At 40.0% G+C, this 21,758-nt stretch carries 22 protein-coding genes and 1 rRNA gene; 8 read left to right on the top strand and 15 right to left on the bottom strand.

What is annotated here, in order from left to right:
- Positions 1-17: 17 nt before the first annotated feature.
- The 4 genes from DESACI_RS00915 to DESACI_RS00905 all read right to left on the bottom strand — a co-directional run bounded on the left by DESACI_RS00915 (position 18) and on the right by DESACI_RS00905 (position 2,625).
- Positions 18-365 (bottom strand): hypothetical protein, encoded by a 348-nt coding sequence (locus DESACI_RS00915; RefSeq protein ID WP_207643907.1) that lies wholly within the window; start codon positions 363-365, stop codon positions 18-20.
- A 460-nt stretch (positions 366-825) separates the two neighbouring features.
- Complete coding sequence (locus tag DESACI_RS24060; protein ID WP_148271249.1) at positions 826-1,026, bottom strand: hypothetical protein; 201 nt, start codon at positions 1,024-1,026, stop codon at positions 826-828.
- Positions 1,027-1,236: 210 nt separating this feature from the next.
- Positions 1,237-1,980, bottom strand: a complete 744-nt coding sequence (locus DESACI_RS00910) for a hypothetical protein (protein ID WP_014825277.1) — start codon at positions 1,978-1,980, stop codon at positions 1,237-1,239.
- 141 nt (positions 1,981-2,121) lie between these two features.
- Positions 2,122-2,625 (bottom strand): RrF2 family transcriptional regulator, encoded by a 504-nt coding sequence (locus DESACI_RS00905; RefSeq protein WP_014825276.1) that lies wholly within the window; start codon positions 2,623-2,625, stop codon positions 2,122-2,124.
- A 183-nt stretch (positions 2,626-2,808) separates the two neighbouring features.
- Here DESACI_RS00905 and DESACI_RS00900 point away from each other — a divergent pair, with 183 nt between their 5' ends.
- Together DESACI_RS00900 and DESACI_RS23365 are read left to right on the top strand one after the other, a co-directional pair.
- Positions 2,809-3,180, top strand: a complete 372-nt coding sequence (locus DESACI_RS00900; RefSeq protein WP_014825275.1) for a pyridoxamine 5'-phosphate oxidase family protein — start codon at positions 2,809-2,811, stop codon at positions 3,178-3,180.
- Between the two features lie 21 nt (positions 3,181-3,201).
- Positions 3,202-3,378 (top strand): 4Fe-4S binding protein, encoded by a 177-nt coding sequence (locus tag DESACI_RS23365; RefSeq protein ID WP_014825274.1) that lies wholly within the window; start codon positions 3,202-3,204, stop codon positions 3,376-3,378.
- 228 nt (positions 3,379-3,606) lie between these two features.
- Here DESACI_RS23365 and DESACI_RS00895 read toward each other — a convergent pair whose 3' ends face one another.
- The 7 genes from DESACI_RS00895 to nrdR all read right to left on the bottom strand — a co-directional run bounded on the left by DESACI_RS00895 (position 3,607) and on the right by nrdR (position 11,575).
- Positions 3,607-5,211, bottom strand: a complete 1,605-nt coding sequence (locus tag DESACI_RS00895) for an IS1182 family transposase (RefSeq protein ID WP_014825273.1) — start codon at positions 5,209-5,211, stop codon at positions 3,607-3,609.
- Positions 5,212-5,600: 389 nt separating this feature from the next.
- Positions 5,601-6,359 carry a class I SAM-dependent methyltransferase gene (locus DESACI_RS00890; RefSeq protein ID WP_014825272.1) on the bottom strand — a complete coding sequence of 253 codons (759 nt, stop codon included), beginning with the start codon at positions 6,357-6,359 and terminating at the stop codon, positions 5,601-5,603.
- 357 nt (positions 6,360-6,716) lie between these two features.
- Positions 6,717-7,109, bottom strand: a complete 393-nt coding sequence (locus DESACI_RS00885) for a DUF3795 domain-containing protein (RefSeq protein WP_014825271.1) — start codon at positions 7,107-7,109, stop codon at positions 6,717-6,719.
- 84 nt (positions 7,110-7,193) lie between these two features.
- A complete protein-coding gene (locus DESACI_RS00880) occupies positions 7,194-7,706 on the bottom strand; it encodes a GNAT family N-acetyltransferase (protein WP_014825270.1) in 513 nt (170 codons plus the stop codon).
- A gap of 283 nt (positions 7,707-7,989) precedes the next feature.
- Positions 7,990-8,424, bottom strand: coding sequence for a GNAT family N-acetyltransferase (locus DESACI_RS00875; RefSeq protein WP_014825269.1), 435 nt, complete (start codon positions 8,422-8,424; stop codon positions 7,990-7,992).
- A gap of 240 nt (positions 8,425-8,664) precedes the next feature.
- Positions 8,665-11,067 carry a vitamin B12-dependent ribonucleotide reductase gene (locus tag DESACI_RS00870; RefSeq protein WP_014825268.1) on the bottom strand — a complete coding sequence of 801 codons (2,403 nt, stop codon included), beginning with the start codon at positions 11,065-11,067 and terminating at the stop codon, positions 8,665-8,667.
- 28 nt (positions 11,068-11,095) lie between these two features.
- Positions 11,096-11,575, bottom strand: a complete 480-nt coding sequence (gene nrdR, locus DESACI_RS00865; protein ID WP_014825267.1) for a transcriptional regulator NrdR — start codon at positions 11,573-11,575, stop codon at positions 11,096-11,098.
- Between the two features lie 222 nt (positions 11,576-11,797).
- On the opposite strand from nrdR, the gene DESACI_RS25330 reads away from it, so the two are divergent.
- From DESACI_RS25330 to DESACI_RS00845, 5 genes are all read left to right on the top strand, one after another.
- Positions 11,798-11,932, top strand: a complete 135-nt coding sequence (locus tag DESACI_RS25330) for a hypothetical protein (protein ID WP_282434150.1) — start codon at positions 11,798-11,800, stop codon at positions 11,930-11,932.
- Between the two features lie 294 nt (positions 11,933-12,226).
- On the top strand, positions 12,227-13,816 hold the full coding sequence (locus tag DESACI_RS00860) for a spore germination protein (protein ID WP_014825266.1): 1,590 nt from the start codon (positions 12,227-12,229) through the stop codon (positions 13,814-13,816).
- 70 nt (positions 13,817-13,886) lie between these two features.
- Complete coding sequence (locus DESACI_RS00855; RefSeq protein ID WP_014825265.1) at positions 13,887-14,987, top strand: GerAB/ArcD/ProY family transporter; 1,101 nt, start codon at positions 13,887-13,889, stop codon at positions 14,985-14,987.
- Complete coding sequence (locus DESACI_RS00850; protein ID WP_014825264.1) at positions 14,984-16,171, top strand: Ger(x)C family spore germination protein; 1,188 nt, start codon at positions 14,984-14,986, stop codon at positions 16,169-16,171. Before DESACI_RS00855 ends, DESACI_RS00850 begins: the two co-directional genes overlap by 4 nt.
- Positions 16,172-16,390 carry a hypothetical protein gene (locus DESACI_RS00845; RefSeq protein ID WP_014825263.1) on the top strand — a complete coding sequence of 73 codons (219 nt, stop codon included), beginning with the start codon at positions 16,172-16,174 and terminating at the stop codon, positions 16,388-16,390.
- A 259-nt stretch (positions 16,391-16,649) separates the two neighbouring features.
- Here the strand turns inward: DESACI_RS00845 and DESACI_RS00840 are convergent, their stop codons facing one another.
- From DESACI_RS00840 to DESACI_RS00830, 3 genes are all read right to left on the bottom strand, one after another.
- Positions 16,650-17,429 carry a DUF169 domain-containing protein gene (locus DESACI_RS00840; protein WP_014825262.1) on the bottom strand — a complete coding sequence of 260 codons (780 nt, stop codon included), beginning with the start codon at positions 17,427-17,429 and terminating at the stop codon, positions 16,650-16,652.
- A gap of 73 nt (positions 17,430-17,502) precedes the next feature.
- A complete protein-coding gene (locus DESACI_RS00835; protein ID WP_014825261.1) occupies positions 17,503-18,459 on the bottom strand; it encodes a sulfite exporter TauE/SafE family protein in 957 nt (318 codons plus the stop codon).
- A 30-nt stretch (positions 18,460-18,489) separates the two neighbouring features.
- On the bottom strand, positions 18,490-18,897 hold the full coding sequence (locus DESACI_RS00830) for a hypothetical protein (RefSeq protein ID WP_014825260.1): 408 nt from the start codon (positions 18,895-18,897) through the stop codon (positions 18,490-18,492).
- Between the two features lie 1,038 nt (positions 18,898-19,935).
- Here DESACI_RS00830 and DESACI_RS00820 point away from each other — a divergent pair.
- Positions 19,936-21,183, top strand: coding sequence for an IS110 family RNA-guided transposase (locus DESACI_RS00820; RefSeq protein WP_014825259.1), 1,248 nt, complete (start codon positions 19,936-19,938; stop codon positions 21,181-21,183).
- Positions 21,184-21,574: 391 nt separating this feature from the next.
- On the opposite strand, the gene rrf is transcribed toward DESACI_RS00820, so the two are convergent.
- Positions 21,575-21,690: ribosomal RNA gene (gene rrf, locus DESACI_RS00810) — 5S ribosomal RNA — on the bottom strand.
- Positions 21,691-21,758: the final 68 nt, after the last annotated feature.

The raw sequence follows: 21,758 nt of genomic DNA, 5'->3' as shown, positions 1-21,758 counted from the left end.
ATTAATTTACACATGGTCTAAAGCCTTGCTACGTCCAGTACTGGTAAAAAATGTCGCCAAACTCGGGTTACAGGTAAATATGAGAATACCACTGCATTCTTTCCGTTCTTCAAAGTAAATGACCCTGTGCCAAGACCAGCTATTCCTACCCCCATTGTTCTTGATTCAGGTGTCCATTGACTGGAGATGGAGCCAGACAGCAAAGCTATCCTTGTTGATTTCAAATTGATAGATGAGTTAGATGGAGGGGCTTTAAGTAATAACTCTTCGCCTTGCAATTGCCATCCCGAGCCATATTCCGAACCGACAAGGAACACAGGAATAGCTATTAATGCCAAAAAAATGATAATACTTTTAAGAAACATTGGTGTTCCTCTATCACGATATGCCTTCTTGCTAGCGTTTATTGATGCCAATATGATAATAATAGTAACTAGAATTGACATTAAATTAATCGGAAAAAACCATGCTTTGAGAACGTCAATTATACTAAGATGATAGTTCACTATTTTCGCCTCAATTCTTCAATATACGGCAATTAAAGTCAAGCCAACTGAATATTCCGCGTAAGATTGAACACCTCGACCGCACGAGTTGAACATTTCCGCCGCCGAGATTGAACACGGTTACCGGTGCCGTTGAACACTATATACACGGTACTATGATTTTATACACGAATGCGTGACCATAGGGAGGTCATCAATATAACCAATTACCTACCGCGAGATTCTGAGGTTTGACAGTAGCACAGGAGCCTTTGGCTCATCGGGCTCTGCCCGAACCCGAGGTTTATCGCTTATCAGGTTTTCCGGGAAGAGTAAGTGCTTATGTACGATGCCATTGGAAGGCACCTACTTCAATGTTCAACCCTACCGGCGACACTGTCAAACTTATGCGGCGCAGGTGTTCAACTTCGCCGGTTGAGGTATCTTGAGAAAGCGGAATATGCAGCCAACTGGGGACATTACTATTATTTAAATTCCATATATTTCGCAATATTCCTCTTTTACCTTCCAAATTTTGCATTAAACAAAACTGGAAATGACAATGATGCCCGAATGAGTTCATTTAGAGGTGGATTGTCAACCTTATTAATTTGACAGGGAAATCAACTTCTAATTGGTAATATAAAAGCACAAGCATCCAACCCATACGGATCGTTTACTTGTGCTTTTATATTACCAATGGAAATTACAATTTAACCCTACATGAACTGCATCATTCTTTACCTATTGGTTACTTTTCGCCAATTCCAATTTTCATATAATTCATGCTCCGCAGAATCTTAATGGCTTCACATGGGTCATGCTGCCAAACTAACTGATACCATACTGAGTCATTAACCTTCCAGTAGATTTCTGTGAAAGTGTGATTGAGATAGAAGAAATATAAATTCCCTGGAGAATCCGAAAGGGCTAGTCCGTTTAATCCAATAGTTTTAATGATTTGCAAGGCGTAATCTTTAGCACTACTTACTTCACTGTCTGGTTGAGTTGCCACAAAATAGCTCCACTGGCCAACTTCCCATGAGATCCCCTTATCCGCACCTTGTTCCATAATATATTCCTTTCCCGTGATTCCATTAGGAAGGTTGATGCTTTTTACCTCTGTTTTTTCGCTGACAAACTGATTTTCTAGCGGCGATTCTGGAGGGTTCCCAACGTTACTGAAAAGTGCCCCATCATACATACCAGCACCATTCCTATCCCCAAATTCATGCTGGTCAATTTCTATTGAAAAAGAGTTATTGTTTATTTCTGGTTTAATAATCCAATCCTCTCCTCGATTAAGAGGAGGTAAATAACTTGGTAGATAAATTGGGAATTTGCTGTTCTCTGTTAACTTTACCGCAATTGGTCTAAATGGTTCAGCAATTTTTGTTATTGTTCCATTATCTACCATGACCATTTTCGCAGTAATGGCTGGAGTTAGAAGGACTATAATAATGAGCAAAGTGGCAAATGAAGTTTTAATTTTCATTGCTTCTCTCCTTAAACTCCAAACATATTTGACAAACCCTATTTACCCCAACTCTTAATTATCCTACTCTTTGTGTCGCGAATTAAGAAAAATGCGAACTAACTTTGTTCAAGTTAGCCATGGTGTAGTTCACCTTATCAACTACTTCCTCGCATTACTAAACCATTCAATTGTTGCATTTCTCATTTCCTTCGGAAGTATTTTGTTATATACCTCATCATATAGCCAGGCCAATGTCTTATTACTTAAATATTTTCTCATTTCATCTTCTGCTTCTGACATTACAACTTTTATTAAACAAGGACATTTGGTATATGTATCTGGTAAATTGTCTTTGTCTAATAATATATTATTTTGTCGTATTTCTGCACACTGAAAAAATGGTTCACTTCCTTCTACTGCTTCAACAACATCCCAAAATGTTATTTCTTCTGCATTACGAGCTAGTGCATAACCACCTTTTACACCTGGTATAGATTTTATAATTCCTGACTTACTTAATTTTGCATATATTTTTGATAAATAAGTTTCCGAGATACCTTGAAATGTCGCTAAATCCCTTATTCCCACAGATTTACCTTCTTCTGCATTTACCATGTATAATAAGCAATGTATTGCATATTCTACTCCTACTGAAAATTTCATTTTTCGTACTCCTTTGATGTATTATCTGTTGCTTTATGATAATAACCTCTCATACAGCATTAAATATATACTCTTTTATAAAATATTTCTATTGACAAAAAGGGATAAAAATTATACTCTCTTTATGGATAATGTTTATCGACGATAGTTGTTATCCATATTTTGAGAAAGAGGGAATATGAAATGTTTACAGAAAAATTTTTTGAAGTCCTAAATCATGAAGGTGTAGTTTCTATTGTAACCTGTTCAAATGATGAAGCTCATGTCTCTAATACATGGAACAGTTATTTAATTATCGTCGAAGGAAATAAAATTTTAATTCCTGCAGCTGCTATGATTAAAACAGAAGAAAATATTAATGCTAACCCTAAAGTTAAATTGACTCTTGGTAGTAAGGAAGTAATGGGCTACAAATATATGGGAACTGGATTTTTACTTGAAGGAACTGCCAAATTCCTAAAAGATGGAGATAACTTTAAGATGATGAAAGAAAAGTGTCCATTCCTTACAAGAACATTAGAAATTACAGTTACTTCTTGTAAACAAACATTATAATTTTTTAAGGAAAAGAAAATTATGCCTAGAAAAATTAATAAATCAGATTGTGTAGGTTGTGGAACTTGCCAACGAGTATGCATTATTGGATGTATCACAGAAGAGAAAGATAGAAAGAGAACAATCAAGGAATCTGGTTGTGTTGACTGCGGTGCATGTCAACTTGCTTGTCCTAAAAAATGCATTTCAAGTAATTAATTAATAATATATGAATTTAAAGAGAGGTAGCTAGAATATTTCTTCTTAATTAGCTTTTACAAGGAGGTGTCGCAAAACTACTTTTCTAAAGTAGCAAGCGATGCTCCCTTTTTCTTTTTCCCTTGAAAGATATTTATTGGTTTGATTGAAATGCTTAATCTCTACTTTCTTCTTAAATTTGAGTATAACAAAATAAGCCTTCAGGATTAGGCCGTTTTTCTCTCCTTTTTATGCGGTTTTTAGTGGATGAAGGGGTTTCCCAATTCGTTCATTTTGTATTTTAGAGTGAAGTTTATTCACGTTATACCCAAAACACAGCAGCATAAATTCAGTTTTCACACTGTTTTTGCCTCGTGTTAGAAAGCGGTTGAAGTTATAGTCATTTTTGAGGACCCCAAAGGCTCCTTCAACCTGTATGGACCGATTTACTCTTAGCAGTATTCCTTCTTTGGTTGTGATGTTTCTATACGAGATCTGGCGTTTGGCCACAAACGTTTTGGATACTTGCATTCGTCGATTGCCTTTAGCTTTTGTACAGCGACTTTTACACGGACAGTCACTGCAGTCTTCACATTCATAGACTGTTATTTCGGACTGGTAACCGGTTGCTGATGTTCGATGAGTGATTCCAACGGGTTTGAGTTGTTTTCCATTATGACACGTGTATTCATCGATTTCCGCATTGTAAGCCATGTTTTCTCGCTTACTAATATCTTTTTTGAAGCTCTTCTTTTTCCATTGTTCATAGGTCTGTGGCTTTATGTAGCAGGTCTGATGTTTTCCTTCGAGATAAAGATAGTTCTCTTCGCTCTCATAACCAGAGTCTGCGGTAACATTCTCATAATGCGCCTGTAGTTTTGATTCAAGCATGTTTAAAAAAGGAATTAATGTGGCTATGTCGTTACGATCCTGGAAGATCCCAACCCCTGTTACATATTCGCTTTCCACGCCAATCTGGACATTGTAAGCCGGCTTTAACTGAGCATTGCGCATATGATCATCTTTCATATGCATGAACGTTGCATCAGGATCGGTCTTAGAGTAGCTATTTCTTCCTTCGAAGAATTGGTGATGTGCATTGTACTTTTCTTGCCGGGTATAGAATTCCTTCAGGCTTTCTATAAATTTCTGCAGCTTTGATTTCCGTTTTCCAATACCGTGAACAAATTCAATCTGCTCTTGCTGACATTTTTCTTCTAGGTAAGAGATAGCAGTCTTAAGATCCTTAAGTAACGTCTCTTTGGTTACGTTGAAGTCCTTTAAATAGGTCAAATTGATCTCCTCAAGACAAGACTGAATTTTCAAGAACATCTTTGCCTCATTTTTGTTAACGACTTTTTTCCAGACAAAGGTATAACGGTTAGCACTGGCTTCAATTTTTGTTCCATCGACAAAGAGGTTCTTAAACTCTACTTCACCAAGCTCATGTAAATGCTTTACCATTTGGAAAAAGAGGTCTTCTATGGCTTCCTTCAGATAGTCTTTTCGGAATCGAGCAATGGTGCTGTGGTCAGGTGCTTTGCATCCTGCCAATAACCACATGAAGTTAATGTCTCTTTTACAGGCGACTTCAATTTTTCGGCTGGAGTAAATGTTATTCATATAGGCATAGGTCAATACTTTAAACAGGATTTTGGGTTCGACTACCGGTTTTCTTCCAGTGGAAGAGTAGGCCTTATACAACGCTTCGTAATTTAATCCCTCCAAAATGTGGCTTAGTAGTCGAACGGAGTCATCCTCTGGTATTAACACGTTAAAATTAAATGGCAAAGCTAATTGATAGTGTCCACCTAATTCGTTATAATTCTTAGTGTGTAATTTGGTTTTTAGCATAACTTAAATTATACGCTAACTGCGAGTTCTTTGGGACCCGCAGTTTTCTATTTTTAGTAAGAAAAAGGGCCGTTGCTTGCGAACTATTTTAGTTCGTTTTGCAACGGCCCCTTATTTTTTATAACATATCTAATAGCACTATTAGTGAATAATATTCTACGAATGCGTTACTGTTTAAGACTCATGAACATATATTTCATTATAATCCATTACTTCCCATAATCCTACTTAGCTGCTTCAGTCCTGTGCTTTTAGAAACTTCTACTAATTAGCCTTTGGCGAAGATCCGCAAGATAGAGTCCAATAACGGATTATTAAAAGTACCAACATTTCATTTTTTGTGCTGGTGCTTCAATTATTTTAGATTACAAAGGATAGCCATCCCAGATCTATCTTTTCGAAGCTACAAAAACTATATCTGCAAAATCATCTACTACTAACGCTTCTGAGTCTCTTTTGATCTTATATTCCATTATTTCTATCCCCTGGTGATATTCCTCATCACTAATTAAGTTAAGAGCAGAGATATCCCTGTTATAGACATGATCCATAAAGTCAGCTATTTTATTAGCTTTCATTACATACTCCACGCGAACATTAACGTCGAAACCTCTATTCGATAACTCATTAAATATTAAATCCTTTGGCCAGAATCGCTTAAGATCCTCAAAATACGTGGATGGAAAAAATTCATAGATCCACCAATGCCTCATGTCGTGAACCGAAATATTATGTATTTTGAAAACTCCATTTTTCTTTAAGACCCTGCTTACTTCGTTTAAAACATCCGACTTATGGCAAAAGTGATGGAATGCATAGTTACTAACGACAAAATTAAAGTAACTTGAATCATATGGAAGCTCTTCCGCCAAACCATTTGTAAACCTGCAGTTAGAAATTTTACTTTTAGCCTTGAGTAACATTTCTTCTGAAGCATCCAATCCAAACCATTTGATATTAAGGTCCTGAAAATAGTTAATCTGATTAAGCAAGTAGATGCCAGTCCCACAGGCTAAATCTAAAGCATTAATATCTGAGGTAGTCCAACCATCAATATAATTCTTCAAATCTTCATCGGGTTTAATCTCTTGGCGATACTTATTCTTGTCATAAATTTCAGCAATGTTTTTGTAGTTAGTTATCTCCATAAGCATTACTCCCTATTTAAATTGACTCGGTCGTTTTTAAATCCTTTATCGCACATCTCAATCATTAGTCACTTATGGAATCTATACCTTTATTTTACTTCTTAGTTCTGATAAGAGACAACATATTTATAAAAAAGCAAATCCCACATTTTAGGTCATATTTGACCGTGAGTGACAATTTAGGGTATTTTTGATTTCTACCTTTTTGCAGGTTGAAGGCGTGTTTTTACTTGAATTTTTAAATTCATTTTACTCTCGTTTCCATCGATTTACTGTTACAGACAAACTGCCATGGTTTATGGATTTTGTTAACTTAACTGATGGGAGATCAGCGAAAGTCTGTGGCAAAACACATATTCAATTATTAGCACTATCCAAGTTTTCCTTTTTTGAAAAGAAAGCTATTTCTAAGCAGCGGTACTCTTTTTCCGTGCATTTCCACTTTAAGCTCTCTGCATACTTTTGCGTCTGTTCAAAACATTTAATCATAAGATAACAAGGATATTCTTTGCAACTTCCACAGTTGTTCACTCTCTTTTCAGAAGCACATTGCTGTATTTCATACCTACAAAAACTTGAGGAGGGACATCCGTAACACATAATTTTGTCGGTCGATACAATCGTATCGCGGTAACCGAGACGATACCATAATTCTGCGACCGCTTTAAGCCTTAAGATATCGCCACTCACAGTAGCAGTATATCTTGGACACATAGTACAATTATTTCCGCAAAAGGCGATTTCCTCCATAGATTCTCCCCCTTTTCCGCCAAAACTCAACAAATCGGAATTTGTAGCTTCACATTGTTAGTATAAACTACGACAAAAACAATGCTATATTGTACGGCTATAAAGAAGATGAGGTATGTCTTTGTTTTTATAACGTCTAATAAACTGCTTCTTTATAGACATGCCAAGTCTTTCAGCCACTTTTCTTGAAGCCGTATTCTCCGGTCGGATTTGCGCAGTAATTTCATTTAGATGCAAAATATTAAAAGCATAATCAACACAAGCTAAAGCTGCTTCAAAGGCATACGCATTTCCCCAATATGATTTTTGATAAATATAGCCAACTCCAACATAGTTTTCATCATCAGCTTGTTCAGAAATTAACCCGGTGACCCCAATTAACTTATCGGACGCTTTTTCTATTACTGCCCAGTAACTAAAACCGTCCCTATTGTATCTCATAATATTTTCGTCAATCCACTGCACTACTTCCTCATCAGAAAAGGCATGTTCCCAAGCATACATGACATCAATGTCCTGCAAAATTGAGCAGACAGAACTATAATCATCTGTTTGTATTTTCCGCATGTACAAACGTGGTGTTCGCAAAATAGCCATGTCAAAATTTCTCCTACCAAATATATTTGATCTGCCTTTTGCACGAATTATGAACATTGATAAATTCCTGTTTATATACCTTCTTTTCCATGCTTCGCAATATCCTCGAATGCGTCACAGTTTCCTACTTTTTGTTCCTTAACCTGGTTTATCGGAACTTATCATTTTTAGCCTAATCGGTATATCATCGATTACGGGAAGTCTAGAATTGAAATATGTATCTTATGTTCTCGATATCATTGCATCTATAAAAATGATTTTAACTTCTAAACTTTTTAGTTCTCTAGGGAGTAACTTTATCTCCCGTCAATTGTTTTACAAAATAATGCCGTTTACTGGTCAGTGGATATTCTTCTAATGTAAAAACTTCCTTATATCCTGACATTATATAAAAATTCTTGGCTTGAAAACTAAAAGTATCAACAAATGAATATTTACAGCCTCTTTTTATTGCTTCTGCTTCAGCATCTTTCAACAGCTTTGAACCAATTTTCTGAGCTCTTATTTTTTCATCAATCCATAAAAATAATATTTTTAACCAATTGCCATGAGTTTCTGCTGAAATCCCCCCCATTATATTGTCATTTTCATCATTAACGAAAATTGCTAGGGGTTTAACCACATTTAACTCAATACGAGAAAGATTGTATTTTCTCAAATTGTCTAGAATTACACTTATATCTTGGCCTTTTGGATTATCAGTCATCAAATATTTCATGAAATTTTCATTCCTCCATTTAATTCTAAGTTTCAAGTTTTAAACTTCACTATTAGACAAAACGGTTTTAAATGCATAATAGTAAAAGCAAAAGCCAATAACCGTAATATTTCAGTTATTGGCTAAGATGCATTTTGGTTAGTCCTGATAGTTATTAATCTTTCAAAGTCAACATCGGTTGTCCTATAGTGCCCAACTTTATTATTAAGTGGCAGACTTTATTATCATTGAACAATCTTCTTACCCACACTTCGAATAACCGCAATGGGTGCAGACGACGCAACCGCTCTCGTGATTAATGGGCATGCCGCACTCTGGGCAAGCATTCTCAGGGGCAACACCCGAAAGGGCTTTCTTTTCTGAAGTCTTTCCCTGACGACCCTTGGCACTTGAAAGTTCCTTTGCTGAAACAGTTCCCATATCACTGGCCGCAACTTGAGTAACATTAATTCCAACTTCGTTGTATTTCTTAATGACCCGGGCAATTGCGTCCGGACAGGACGTTACACTGACTCCTTCACGCCGCATACATGCCGGGCAGCGAATTCCTTTTACTTGTTCGATAATAGCATCAACAGACAAACCGGAACGCAGGGCGATTGAAATCAGTCGTGCCGTAGCCTCTGATTGGGAGGAGCATCCTCCAGCCCTCCCGGTATTCGTGAATACTTCACAGATGCCTTTTTCATCAGCATTGACACTAACGTAGAGATTGCCGCAGCCGATCTTGATCTTTTCAGTAACGCCTATGGTGGTCGTTGGTCTCGGACGAGGCATCACGGTGTTCACTTCAGGAACAAACGGAGTACTGGGAGCGATGATCTGTGCCGGAGCTGTTTGAGCTTTTGCTATATCATTTTTTCCAGATTCTCCAGAGGCAACACCTGACGGAACCGAAGCCCCTGCGGAAAGCACTTGTTCCTCCCTGCTTCCGTCGCGATAAACCGTTAATCCTTTACAATTCAGCTCATCAGCTAAGCGATAAGCCTCGGCAATGTCTTCTTTCGTGGCGGAATTGGCAAAGTTAATCGTCTTGGAAACAGCGTTATCTGTATATTTTTGAAAAGCTGCCTGAATGCGAATATGCCATTCCGGAGTAATCTCCTGCGCTGTGGTGAAGACTTCCTGCACCCAGTTAGGAACTTCAGGCAACCCCAGAACGGTTCCCTTTTCGGCAATCTTACGCATTAGTTCAGGAGAATAAAAGTTATAGTCCTTCGCAAAGGCTTCAAAGAGGGGGTTCACTTCCACCAACGATGTCCCATCCATGACAGTTTTTGTATAAGCTACCGCAAAGAGAGGTTCAACCCCGCTTGAGGCCGCGCAGATCATTGAGATCGTCCCGGTGGGAGCAATGGTCGTTAGAGTCGCATTGCGCAGTTTCATAACACCATCATAAACAGAGCCCGCGTAATTGGGGAAGGTTCCTCTTTCTTCTGCCAAACGCTGGGATTCAATACGAGCTTCAGTCTGAATAAATTTCATGACCTTTTCCGCATACTCCACGGCTTCTTCCGTCGCATAAGAAGTTTGCAGTAAAATGAGCATATCTGCAAAGCCCATGACTCCAAGTCCGATTTTACGATTTCCTTTCACAACTTCGTCAATGATCTCCAGTGGATACTGGTTAGCATCAATGACGTTGTCAAGAAAACGCACGGACAAACGGGTAACATAACTTAGGCGCTCCCAATTGATAACCATTTTACCGTTTTTCTCAGTCACCATGAGTTTGAGATTAATGGAGCCTAAGTTACACGCTTCATTGGGAAGCAAGGGTTGTTCTCCGCAAGGATTTGTCGCTTCAATTTCACCAAGCTGAGGTGTGGGATTGCCTTCATTTAAACGATCGAGGAAGACGATTCCCGGCTCTCCATTTTTCCAAGCGTGATCAACGATTTTATCAAAAACCTCGAGAGCGGACAATTGACCTACTGAAGCGCCGGAATGGGGATCAATGAGATCATAGTCACGTCCCTCGCGAACTGCTTTCATAAACACTTCCGTTATTCCAACGGATATATTAAAATTTGTGATTTCCTTATTATCTTCTTTGCAGCGAATAAAATCTAAAATATCCGGGTGGTCGACTCGTAATATTCCCATATTAGCTCCACGCCGGGTTCCACCCTGCTTAACCGCCTCCGTAGCGGAATTAAAGACCTTCATAAACGAAACCGGTCCCGAGGCCACACCACCTGTTGAACGAACCGTACTATTCTTAGGACGCAGACGAGAAAAACTAAAACCTGTTCCTCCTCCGGATTTATGAATAATTGCCGCATTTTTAATAGCGTCAAAAATCTCTTCCATACTGTCATCGACCGGTAATACAAAGCAGGCACTCAGTTGCCCGAGATCCCGCCCGGCATTCATTAAGGTCGGTGAGTTAGGCATAAACTCAAGGTTAGCCATCATTGTATAAAATTCCTTAGCCAGGGCTTTCGTTTCTGCTTTACCCTTGCCATACATCTCTTCTTCAATAGAAGCAATCACATTGGCAACCCGATACATCATATCTTCCGGTGTTTCAGTAGCTTGTCCATCTTTTTGTTTTAAATATCTTTTTTCCAAAACAACTCGTGCATTAGGAGTTAAATTTGCTTTCTGCCAGTTTTTTGGTGCTTGTCCTTCGAAACTCAATTAGAATCCCCAACTTTCCTATTATCTCTTATTTATCCTTGTATGTTATCGTTTCCCTCTTTTCAATGAGTTCATGTAACTCCTCCAGGAAACGTTGTATATCCCCAAACTGGCGATAAACAGAAGCAAAACGTATGTAGGCAACTTCATCTAATCCGAATAATTGCTCTAAAACTGCTTCTCCAACTTCAGCACTCGTCACTTCCCGTTCATGCTTATTACGCAATGTCTTTTCAATGCTATAGGCTGTTTCTTCAATCTGTTCCATAGAGATAGGCCTTTTTTCACATGCCCTAAGCATTCCGGCCATCATTTTCGAACGAGAGAATACATCACGTCTCCCATCTTTTTTCACAACGACAAGGGGCGAATCCTCAAACGTTTCAAAGGTTGTAAACCGACGCATACATCGATCACATTCTCGCCGTCTTCGTACTGTAGTTCCCTCTTCGACCTGCCGAGAATCAAGCACTTTCGTGTCCTCGTTTCCGCAAAATGGACAACGCACTTCTTCACCCCCCTATATATAGTATGTTATAAATATAACCACACTATATATAGTGTGTCAACGGGCCATTAGTCATATTTTTAGTCCGACTTTCAGTTCATCGTTCGTTTCTTCTTACTATCTCCTTCTTTCTTGCTTTTTTAAAAATAGTATTCCTCAGCGCAAAAAGGACAAAATAACTTGGAAGCATGATCATGATTTTAGGAAGGAAGTGATACAACCTTGAAAAAAAAGATGCCTTCTGAAAAAAATCCTAATCCGGATACAAAACCCGCTCCACCTAATCACCAACCAAGCATGGATTCACGAGATAATCATGGGCTTTCCCAGGAGGAAGCTTTACGAGCTAAAAAGTAAGAGGTTGAAGAAATTCAGACAATTACTTATTTGATTTTTTAATGTATTAGGGCTAATAAGAGGGGCTGCAGCAATGCAGTCCCCTTCCTTTATGGGTATCCTCTCAAGACGTAATATTTCAATGATTACTATTTACTCGTGGTACCGCTCAGGCATAGGGGCTGATAGCAGATTATAAACTTATGCTGAAGGTTCACGCCCTATGTTGACTAAGGGGTATATCCCCGACTGTCTGTAATAAATCCATCCCTTTGCGTAAAAACTATTCTAACAGAGGAGGCGCAGAGGTCAATTATGCTAACAAAAATCATAAGAAAGTCTACTCGAAAAAAACGCTGCCAATCAACTGAGATTCTCTCACAAGGTCCATCAGGAATCCCCATGTCCTTGTCCAAAAAACTTGAAGACAACCGCCAGGCGATTCTAACAATCTTTCCCAAAGCCGACGACCTCGTCATTCGAGAGCTCACAATTGGAACCCAAGATCCCGTTCAGGCTTTCGCGGTTATGATTTTCGGCTTATTTAATGAAGATTCCGTTAATGAAAATCTCATTAAACCGTTACTATCGTTATACGATAATCAACGTTCAGGCTCTCCTCTAAAAATTATAAAGGATAGCATTTTAACCGTTTCCAGTGTTCAAGAAGTGCAAACCATCGACGATGCCGTGACTGGAATTTTATCGGGTGATACTGCCTTATTCATTGATGGAGCCGATAGCATTCTTATTGCTTCAATTCGAGGCTGGGAAGCTCGCGGGGTGGAAGAACCGGAGACTGAATCTGTCGTTCGTGGTCCCAGAGAAGGGTTTGTGGAATCTCTGGGTACCAACATTTCCCTCATACGCAGGAAAATTAAAAACCCAAATTTAATGGTTGAGAAAGTGACCGTGGGGAAACAAACCAAAACATCATTATGCATCTTACATATTCATGGAATCGCCAATGACGAGATCGTTCAAGAAGTTAAGGATAGAATAGGCCGAATCGAGACAGATTCCGTTCTCGAATCCGGTTATATTGAATCCTTCATTGAGGATGCACCCTATTCTTTGTTCCCAACCATAGGAAACAGCGAGAAACCAGATATTGTTTGTGCAAAATTGCTGGAGGGGAGGATTGCAATACTGACTGACGGAACTCCCTTTGTCTTAACAGTACCTTATTTATTCGTTGAGGCCTTTCAAAATAGTGAGGACTATTATTCACGGCCTTATCTCGCAACGTTTATCCGTTGGCTGCGTTGGCTGTCTTTCTTTATTTCTACCTTTGTACCCGCTTTATATGTTGCCATAACGACATATCATCAAGAGCTATTGCCAACGTCCCTCTTAATCAGTATTGCCAGCGCGAATGAAGGCTCCCCTTTCCCTACGATTGTCGAAGCACTTCTGATGCAAATTGCTTACGAAATTTTAAGAGAAGCCGGCCTTCGCCTGCCAAAGGCAGTAGGACAGGCCGTTAGTATTGTCGGGGCCCTGGTCATTGGTGAAGCAGCGGTTTCCGCCGGATTAGTTGGAGCTCCAATGGTTGTCGTAGTGGCACTTACAGGGATTTCCTCCTTTGTCGTCCCAGCCTTAACAGATGTCACCACGATAGCCCGCTTTGCCCTTCTCATCTTATCAAGCTTCGCAGGTCTTTACGGAGTCATGCTCGGCTTCGCAGGATTTGTTATTCATCAGCTCTCCCTTCGTTCTTTTGGAGTACCTTATATGTCTCCTTTAGTCCCTCTTAGCGGTGCCGGCTTAACGGATGTTATTATTCGGAAACCCTGGTGGGCTATGACTTCCAGACCCCCTGTTTTAAGCAGAAATACAACGAGACAGGCTAATTCATTAACTCCCCGGCCTCCTGAAGATCCCGGCACTTTAAACAAAACTTAGCTGACGCTCACTAAGACAGTATCTTCGCACGAATTAGCCAAATAAATATCCCTTCTTCGAAGGAGAGTCTATGTTAGAAAATGCAAAAATCACTCCAAGACAATTTATCTTTGTTTTAGTAATTAGCAGAATCGTCATTGCGATCACTTTTTTCCCTGTTTTTGCCGGGCCTCCGGGGAATCAGGATGTATGGATATCGGAAGTTTTAAGTCTGCCTGTTCATCTACTTTTAACCGTTCCCTTTTATCTATTATGGAAGCGCTTTCCGAAACAGTCACTCTTTGAATATACTCAGACAATCTTAGGCAGAACCGGTAAAGCAGTTACCCTTCTTTACGTCTTATATTTTATTCATGAGTTGTCAATATTTTTATACGAATGGTGTGCCTTCTTAACAACCGCCATTATGCCTGAAACTCCAGTCCTTTTCATTCTCCTCTTTCTTTTCCCGTTTTGCGCTTATGCTGTTCTAAAGGGCATCGAAGTAATTTCACGGTTTGCCGAATTCATAGCACCTTTAGTCTTTGGGGGAATTCTGGTTATATTTCTGCTGTTGGCAAAAGACATGGATTTTAAGATTTTTACGCCGGTCATGGAAAAAAGCATGATATCCATATTAGCAGGGGCCTTTGTCATGGGATTAAGAACATCTGAAATAGTAGTACTTGCAATTTTATTACCTCATTTACAACTAAACAGTAAAAAAACAAAACTTGTTTTGCTATCCGGTTATTCTCTGATTGCTCTATTTTGGCTTATCACGACAATCTCTGTTTTAGCAACGTTAGGGATTGAATTTTCTAAAACGCTTCAGTTTGCCTACTTTTCAGCCGTTCGTTTAGTGAATATCGGTGATTTCATTGAACGAATTGAATCTATTCATCTCTCAATATGGATTCTCAGTGGTTACCTGAGAATTATCTTATATTTCTATTGTATTCTAATCGGACTGAGTCAAATTGTTGGGATTAAAGATTATAAACCTCTTGTCCTAGCAACTCTTACGATACTTCTTCCCGTATCCCTCTCTTATCAGAGCAACATCTCAGACCTCAATGAATTTTTGTCTTATACAATAGTATCCTGGGTTAACCTTATTTTTATTGTCGTTATCCCTTCGATACTTCTTGCTGTGGCCTTCTTCAGAAAGCTAGGTGAAACAAACGCATGAAACGAAGGATTTTTATAATAATCCCAACTATTCTTATATTGCTTTTTCTACCCGGTTGTTGGAATCGGAGAGAGCTTAATACTCTGGCAATTGTTCAAGCTCTAGGCGTTGACCGGACTGAAGACGGTGAAATCAGTGTCTCACTTCAGATTTTAAAACCAAGCGCAATTCAATCCTCAACTTCAGATAAAGCCAGCGGTTCGAAAAGTGTTTGGGTCGTTACAAGCAAAGGTGAAACAGTTTTTGATGCCATACGAAATGCTTCTTTACAAACGGACCGCAAGGCATATTTTTCTCACAATACTGTTTATGTCTTTTCCGAAGCACTCGCCAGGAGTGGGATTAGCGATGAACTTGACCTATTTAGCCGTGATTCCGAACTTCGTCAATTACCTTATGTTTTTATAACGAGAGGGAAAGCAGAAGATATCATAAGAAGTGACTACGAGCAAGAAAAAATACCGGGCCAAGCAATTGAGAAACTCGCAAAAGTATCCTTTGCAGCTTCTAAAGTCCCTAAAATCCAACTAATTGATCTCCTCAAAAACTTCGCCAGCAAAACCAATGATTCAATTATTCCTGGGATTGAGTTAGTGCAGGAGGATAATAAAGAACCCAGCGAAGAAAGTCTAAAACTAGAAGGGACGGCGATTTTAAAGCGCGATAGAATGATCGGTTGGTTTGATGCTAAGGAAACCAGAGGTGTCTTGTGGGTTCTTGGCAAAGTAAAGAGCGGGATTATTGATATTCCAACTCCCGGAAATGAAAACAAGAAATCTGGAATTGAGATTATCAAAGCTAATAGCCGTGTTGTACCGGAGATATCAGCCGGCAATCTTTTCATGACAATTAACGTTCATGTAGACGCCAATCTTGGGGAAGAAATGGGGAATACAGACATAGTCAAACCCGAACGTTTCAATGAGCTCGAAAACAGAATGGGTTCGGCAATAAAAGAGGAAATCGAACGAGCTGTCGACAAGGCCCAGAACTGGGACGTAGACATCTTTAAATTTGGCACAGAGGTGCATCGCAAATATCCTAAAGAATGGCCCGAATTAGAAAAAAACTGGCGGGAGGAATTTAAAGAAATACAAGTAACTATATTAGTCGACGCCAAGCTCCATTGGTCGGGCTATCTAAATAAACCGATCCTGCCGAATACCAGTGAAGGAAGTGGCTAGATGAACGTTTTCCTTTATATCATAGTTTTGATTTTTGTCTTTACGCTCATATCGCTTTCACAAATTCCTTCGCTTCTGAAAAATAAACAACGAAAGGAGCTTACCTTTGTAATCATTCTCTTATGTATTGGCTTTGTCTTGAACTTTTTACTGATTATCGGTATTAAACTGCCTAATCCCATTAAAATCTTGACCTTTGTTATTCGTTCACTCCTTTAATGGTAAAAACGAAATTACTACTTCACTTTCACCGCCGAGCAGCAATGGTTCTTATTCCCGGGAAGCATCAACTCAATTATTATCAACCGGCCGTTGAAAGCTTGGAAGGCCTCTGACCGTTGATTCTAACGATTATTGACCAATTTAATAGGACCGTGAGAAAATTATTTTTCTACACGGCCCCTAAGATAACAAAAAGTTTTTAAACAGCTTTCTGACGTATTACAAATTATTTATCTCGTTATCTTCTAGTTTGACACTATTCAACATCTTTGAAGCGTATCATCGGACATTTTTTGCAAGCATCCAGACCAGGCCATTCGTTGCCGTTATACGGGAAGGAGGCACCGCCCATTACTTCGGTGCGATGAGCCAGTTGACGTGCCACATCAAGTATTTGGTCGCCTGGGATGAAGACGTTGACTTCACCTTTTTCGGTTTTACCAGAAGTATAACTTCCTGAACACATCGTGTTCATATTGGGTTTATGATTAATAAAGGACCATACAGCACCTCCGCAGACAGCGGAATTAACGGTATGATTGAATTGGAGCGGATGTACATGGAAAGCGCCAACGTAATCATTCAAAATATGATAGGCTTGCAGCGGATTGCAGACAAACATAACAACATCAGGTTCAACCGGAGTCTTTGCCAACGGAGCGGTCATAAATTCTTTGACTTCTCCTAACGGCATGCGCGGCTTACCAGCCATTACTTCTTTAGCATACTCATCGTCAACAACATATTTGAAATGACCTTTCGCTTCTTCATCCGAAGGGGCAGTATAGCCAAAACTGGTCAGACAGTTTTCACACAGGATATTATTGTTATTGCCTTTTAGAACATAATTAGCCATGCGAGAAGCTGCAGTAAACTGACAGAAAGTCATTTTTGCTGCTGCCTTTTTCTCGGCGGGATATTTCGCAGCTTCTTCTTCGGATTTGAAAAATTTAATGGCAACCGGATGATAATCAAGTTTCAACAAACGTTCAAACAGTTCCTGTGCTTCTGCATAAGTCATTTCTGTATTGGACAATTTAACCTTCTCCTTTCAAACTGGAAGCGAAAACTTCTCTCACGTATATTCTTGGTGTTCACCTGGGTTATGATTAGATAATTCTGAATCCAAAAGCGTGTTGAATCATTGGTCCAAATACATAGCCAATACCGATATATGTGAGTACTACAGCCAAAAAGCCTTTAAGATATATGCCTTTGATATACTTAGAAAGGATAGGGCCGAGGTAAGATCCAATCAGGATACCAATTAATTCAAAGCCAACCATTGGCAAATCCAGTTTGCTTCCCATGCGCAGGTAGTTACTGATACTAGTCAGAGAGGAAATTACGATGGACATAGTCGAAGTACCTGCAACGATGAACATAGGGAAACCAAGGGCACTGCTCAGGAACGGTACGAGAAGGAATCCACCGCCAACGCCGAGAGCCGCTGAAATAATAGCAACAAATACTCCGGCCAGGAAAGGAGCAAGGGTATTATAACGGAACGTTTCCCCGGCAAAGGTAAAGGTGTTTTTAATGCCCACTTCACTGAAGTTAACACCGATTTCTTTAATCTCACTCATTTTGCCGGCAGCTTTCAGCTCTTTAACCTTTTCTTCAAAGGCTTTGGTTGCCTTTTTTACTTTTTGTTGTTTTTCACGGAATTTCGGAGTCATTTCATACCACATACGACCGGCAATTACGAAAGTAATAACGCCAAAGAGCGGCTGATAAGAGGCCATGTCCTTTAAATAAGTGTGAGAAAGCCAAGATCCAAGCAGGGCTCCGATGATACCGCCTACCCCTAAACTTATGGCTGCAGGAACTACGAGGCGTTTTTCCCGCAAATATAAAGGAGTCGATATGATTGGGCTGACTAAGGTAAGAATTTGGTTCATAGGTTTAATGACGTTAGCTTTTTTCATTCCGAAGATAGTAATGTGTCCTACACCGGCCAAAATACCACCGGCTGCTCCAATAGTGGAAAACACGAACCCGACAAACGCCATCCAGATTATCACAACGATAGGATTAACTGTTACACCCGCAATATGAAAGACCATTTTTGTGCACCTCCAAAATTCTTATCCAGCTTATCTTGTTACAGGTTGAGCCGGAACATTGCCGGTATACCTGCGCAGCAACCGGCGACCAAGATAAAACATAACCATTGCTAGTGGGTACCAGACAATCACATAAGCATGATCGCCAATCACAGGTAAATTAAATGGCAGCATGATATACGGCAGCCATAAACTTATGAATCCCATGATGAAGAAGTGGGGGATTAGAAAACCAATGCCGTCAAGAAAGGACCAGGCCAAGTATTCACAGAACATCTCATTTAGTTCCCGTTGCAACAATGAATACATGTCCTTGTTATCATTTTCATAGGCCAATGACGCTAATTCCCTGTATTCCGTCATTTTAGACATTAGTTTATCTTGTTTTTTACGGTGAGGGTGTAATACTTTATCAATAATTGCAAACCCAGCCAACATAACAAACTCCTCACTTTATTGGAACAAATTTTGAACTTCCCCAGACTTTCACAAACATGACTTTTCTTTTCTTACATTGCCAACACCCTACTTTCGTTATTATTGAGCTTGCGTATATTATAACAAGTTACCTATGCTCTTATATGTCTAACCCGTGACTAAAAAGATGTTATCTTCGTGACATTATTATTGTCGTGAAGATGACACATTCTCTAAAATATGAACACAAATCGACTGTCTTAATTGGCAGTCTTTCGCTTGTTTACCTGGCGATACGATAGTCTCCGGTGGAGACTATCGCCACACGGCTTCCCGTGACGAAGACTCCTGCCGTGTGAATCCTAATTTCCCAGGGACTATGCCCCAAGTATGCTCGGCCCTGGAACGAAAGGCGGATGAGCTTTTCGCCACACTGCGTCTCGTAACGCATGCTCCTGCAGTGTGGATCCTTAACTTCCGTGTTCGGGATACGGAAAAGCGGACGAGCTTTTCGCCACATTGCGACTTGTGACGCATTCTCCTGCAATGTGGGTCCGAACGGGTGGAACCCCGGTAGTTTGCTTTATATTTCTTGTTATAGACACAGAAAGACTGCCATTAAGGCAGTCTTTCGTTTGTTTACCTGGCGATGACCTAATTTCCCAGGGGCTATGCCCCAAGTATGCTCGGCCCTGGAGGTCTTAACTTCCGTGTTCGGTATACGAAAAGCGGACGAGCTTTTCGCCACATTGCGACTTGTAACGCATTCTCCTGCAATGTGGGTCCGAACGGGTGGAACCCCGGTAGTTTTGCTTTATATCTCTTGTTATAGACCTCCATGTGGTCCTTCGTTCCACACCATCAAATGAATGAAAACTGGGTTCTAGTGGAAATACTTTTGCTGCGGCATAAGGTCGAAGTGTCTTGGTGCTATTAGCCCGATGTTATAGACTGATCAAGGCTTCCTGCTTGCACCACAAATTGTTGCCATGAGCACGTAGGGTAGATTAATGCATCTACAGGAGGCCCGCCGTAAATTTACTCATTGGAGGCCATTCAATGAACGTTATTTACGAGTGCTGTTGTGGTATGGATGTCCATAAAAACACTATTGTTGCCTGTTTAATTCTAGGAAGAAAAAAGGAAACCAGGACTTTCAGTACAATGACTTCATCGCTTCTAGGTCTTGTCGACTGGTTGAAAAACGCTAATTGTCAGTGTGTCGCCATGGAAGCAACAGGAGCATACTGGAAGCCTATTTACAATCTTTTAGAAATGAAGGAGATGAAAACCTTAGTTGTTAATGCACAACATATAAAAGCTGTGCCCGGTCGAAAAACTGATGTTAAAGATTCCGAGTGGATTGCTGATTTACTTCGTCATGGTCTCCTAAACGGCAGCTTTATTCCTAATCGTGAGCAACGCGAACTCAAAGAGCTTGTTCGATATCGCAGGAGCATTGTTCAAGAACGTGCCAGGGAGTTAAACCGTATTCAAAAGGTACTTGAAGGCGCGAATATTAAGTTAGCTTCTGTTGTGAGCAATATTGATGGCAAATCATCCCGTGATATGCTTGACATGCTAATTGCTGGCTGTAATGATGTCGATCTGATAGCAGATAAGGCACAGATGCGTATGAGAAGGAAGATACCCCAAATTAAAGAAGCACTTTACGGGTTTATGGGCGAACATCAACGGATATTATTGGGTCTAATGCTCAAGCACATTGATACTCTTGAAGAACAAGTTCTTTCACTTGATCAGCAAATCCGGGAAAAGATGAAACCTGTCAATGAACAAGTGACAATTGCCGATTCTATTCCCGGTGTAGGTGAGCGTAGTGCGCAAGTCTTAATTGCCGAAATTGGGATTAATATGAATCAGTTTCCATCATCGTCGAATCTTGCATCATGGGTTGGCATTTGTCCGGGTAACAATGAAAGTGCAGGCAAGCGCAAAAATGGCAAAACCCGCAAGGGAAACGACATACTTAGAACCACGCTTATTGAATGTGCTAAATCAGCAGCACATCAAAAAAATACTTATTTAAGTTCTCAGTTTTCAAGAATAGCCGCAAGACGAGGTAAAAATCGTGCTGCAGTAGCCGTGGCTCACTCTATTCTCACTGCGCTGTACTACATGCTCAAAAATAATACGGTATATAAAGAATTAGGAGCCGACTTTTTTGACGCCGGTCGGAAAGCGGATATCGTTAAAAAGTCCGTAAAACGACTTCAAACTCTTGGATTTAGCGTTACTATTGAACAAAGTAGTGCTGCCTGTTACAGCAATTTAGTCCCTAGTTAAATAATCCTAAAGATAAGATTTATGTGTGCTCAGGTTTCTACCTGAGTATGGTTGGACTTTTTTTGTTTTCACAGCCTTTAGCACTTAGTTTTCAGGATAGACACAGATAGACTGCCATAATTGGCAGTCTATCGCTTGTTACCTGGCGATGACCTAATTTCCCAGGGGCTATGCCCCAAGTATGCTCGGCCCTGGAGGTCTTAACTTCCGTGTTCGGTATACGAAAAGCGGACGAGCTTTTCGCCACGTTGCGTCCCGTAACGCAGACTCCTGCAACGTGGATCGAACGGGTGGAACCCCGGACTTCCTTCTTGTAATTAACTTAATATGCCTACATAATTCTTACTATGAACACAGAAAGACTGCCCATAAGGCAGTCTTTCGCTTGTTTACCTGGCGATGACCTAATTTCCCAGGGGCTATGCCCCAAGTATGCTCGGCCCTGGAGGTCTTAACTTCCGTGTTCGGTATGGGAACGGGTGGAACCCCTCCGGCATGATCACCAGATCTCTGAGATTTTCAGTTTTCTTTTACAGAACCCTGCTCTCTCAAAACCACATAGAGTCTTCTTTCTA

This window comes from Desulfosporosinus acidiphilus SJ4 (assembly GCF_000255115.2).
Lineage (GTDB): Bacteria > Bacillota > Desulfitobacteriia > Desulfitobacteriales > Desulfitobacteriaceae > Desulfosporosinus > Desulfosporosinus acidiphilus.
Note: the sequence above shows the minus strand (reverse complement) of the source record. Positions and strands in the feature narration are given on the sequence as shown.

Bases quoted from the DNA above. Each gene is read 5' to 3' on its own strand.
- DESACI_RS00885 (WP_014825271.1), bottom strand. From the start codon at position 7,109: ATGGAGGAAATCGCCTTTTGCGGAAATAATTGTACTATGTGTCCAAGA.
- DESACI_RS00905 (WP_014825276.1), bottom strand. From the start codon at position 2,625: ATGAAATTTTCAGTAGGAGTAGAATATGCAATACATTGCTTATTATAC.
- DESACI_RS00835 (WP_014825261.1), bottom strand. From the start codon at position 18,459: ATGGTCTTTCATATTGCGGGTGTAACAGTTAATCCTATCGTTGTGATA.
- DESACI_RS00860 (WP_014825266.1), top strand. From the start codon at position 12,227: ATGCTAACAAAAATCATAAGAAAGTCTACTCGAAAAAAACGCTGCCAA.
- DESACI_RS00845 (WP_014825263.1), top strand. From the start codon at position 16,172: ATGAACGTTTTCCTTTATATCATAGTTTTGATTTTTGTCTTTACGCTC.
- DESACI_RS00850 (WP_014825264.1), top strand. From the start codon at position 14,984: ATGAAACGAAGGATTTTTATAATAATCCCAACTATTCTTATATTGCTT.
- DESACI_RS00890 (WP_014825272.1), bottom strand. From the start codon at position 6,359: ATGGAGATAACTAACTACAAAAACATTGCTGAAATTTATGACAAGAAT.
- DESACI_RS00915 (WP_207643907.1), bottom strand. From the start codon at position 365: ATGTTTCTTAAAAGTATTATCATTTTTTTGGCATTAATAGCTATTCCT.
- DESACI_RS00820 (WP_014825259.1), top strand. From the start codon at position 19,936: ATGAACGTTATTTACGAGTGCTGTTGTGGTATGGATGTCCATAAAAAC.
- DESACI_RS00910 (WP_014825277.1), bottom strand. From the start codon at position 1,980: ATGAAAATTAAAACTTCATTTGCCACTTTGCTCATTATTATAGTCCTT.
- DESACI_RS00895 (WP_014825273.1), bottom strand. From the start codon at position 5,211: ATGCTAAAAACCAAATTACACACTAAGAATTATAACGAATTAGGTGGA.
- DESACI_RS00880 (WP_014825270.1), bottom strand. From the start codon at position 7,706: ATGGCTATTTTGCGAACACCACGTTTGTACATGCGGAAAATACAAACA.
- DESACI_RS24060 (WP_148271249.1), bottom strand. From the start codon at position 1,026: ATGCAAAATTTGGAAGGTAAAAGAGGAATATTGCGAAATATATGGAAT.
- DESACI_RS00830 (WP_014825260.1), bottom strand. From the start codon at position 18,897: ATGTTGGCTGGGTTTGCAATTATTGATAAAGTATTACACCCTCACCGT.
- DESACI_RS23365 (WP_014825274.1), top strand. From the start codon at position 3,202: ATGCCTAGAAAAATTAATAAATCAGATTGTGTAGGTTGTGGAACTTGC.
- DESACI_RS00875 (WP_014825269.1), bottom strand. From the start codon at position 8,424: ATGAAATATTTGATGACTGATAATCCAAAAGGCCAAGATATAAGTGTA.
- DESACI_RS00900 (WP_014825275.1), top strand. From the start codon at position 2,809: ATGTTTACAGAAAAATTTTTTGAAGTCCTAAATCATGAAGGTGTAGTT.
- DESACI_RS00855 (WP_014825265.1), top strand. From the start codon at position 13,887: ATGTTAGAAAATGCAAAAATCACTCCAAGACAATTTATCTTTGTTTTA.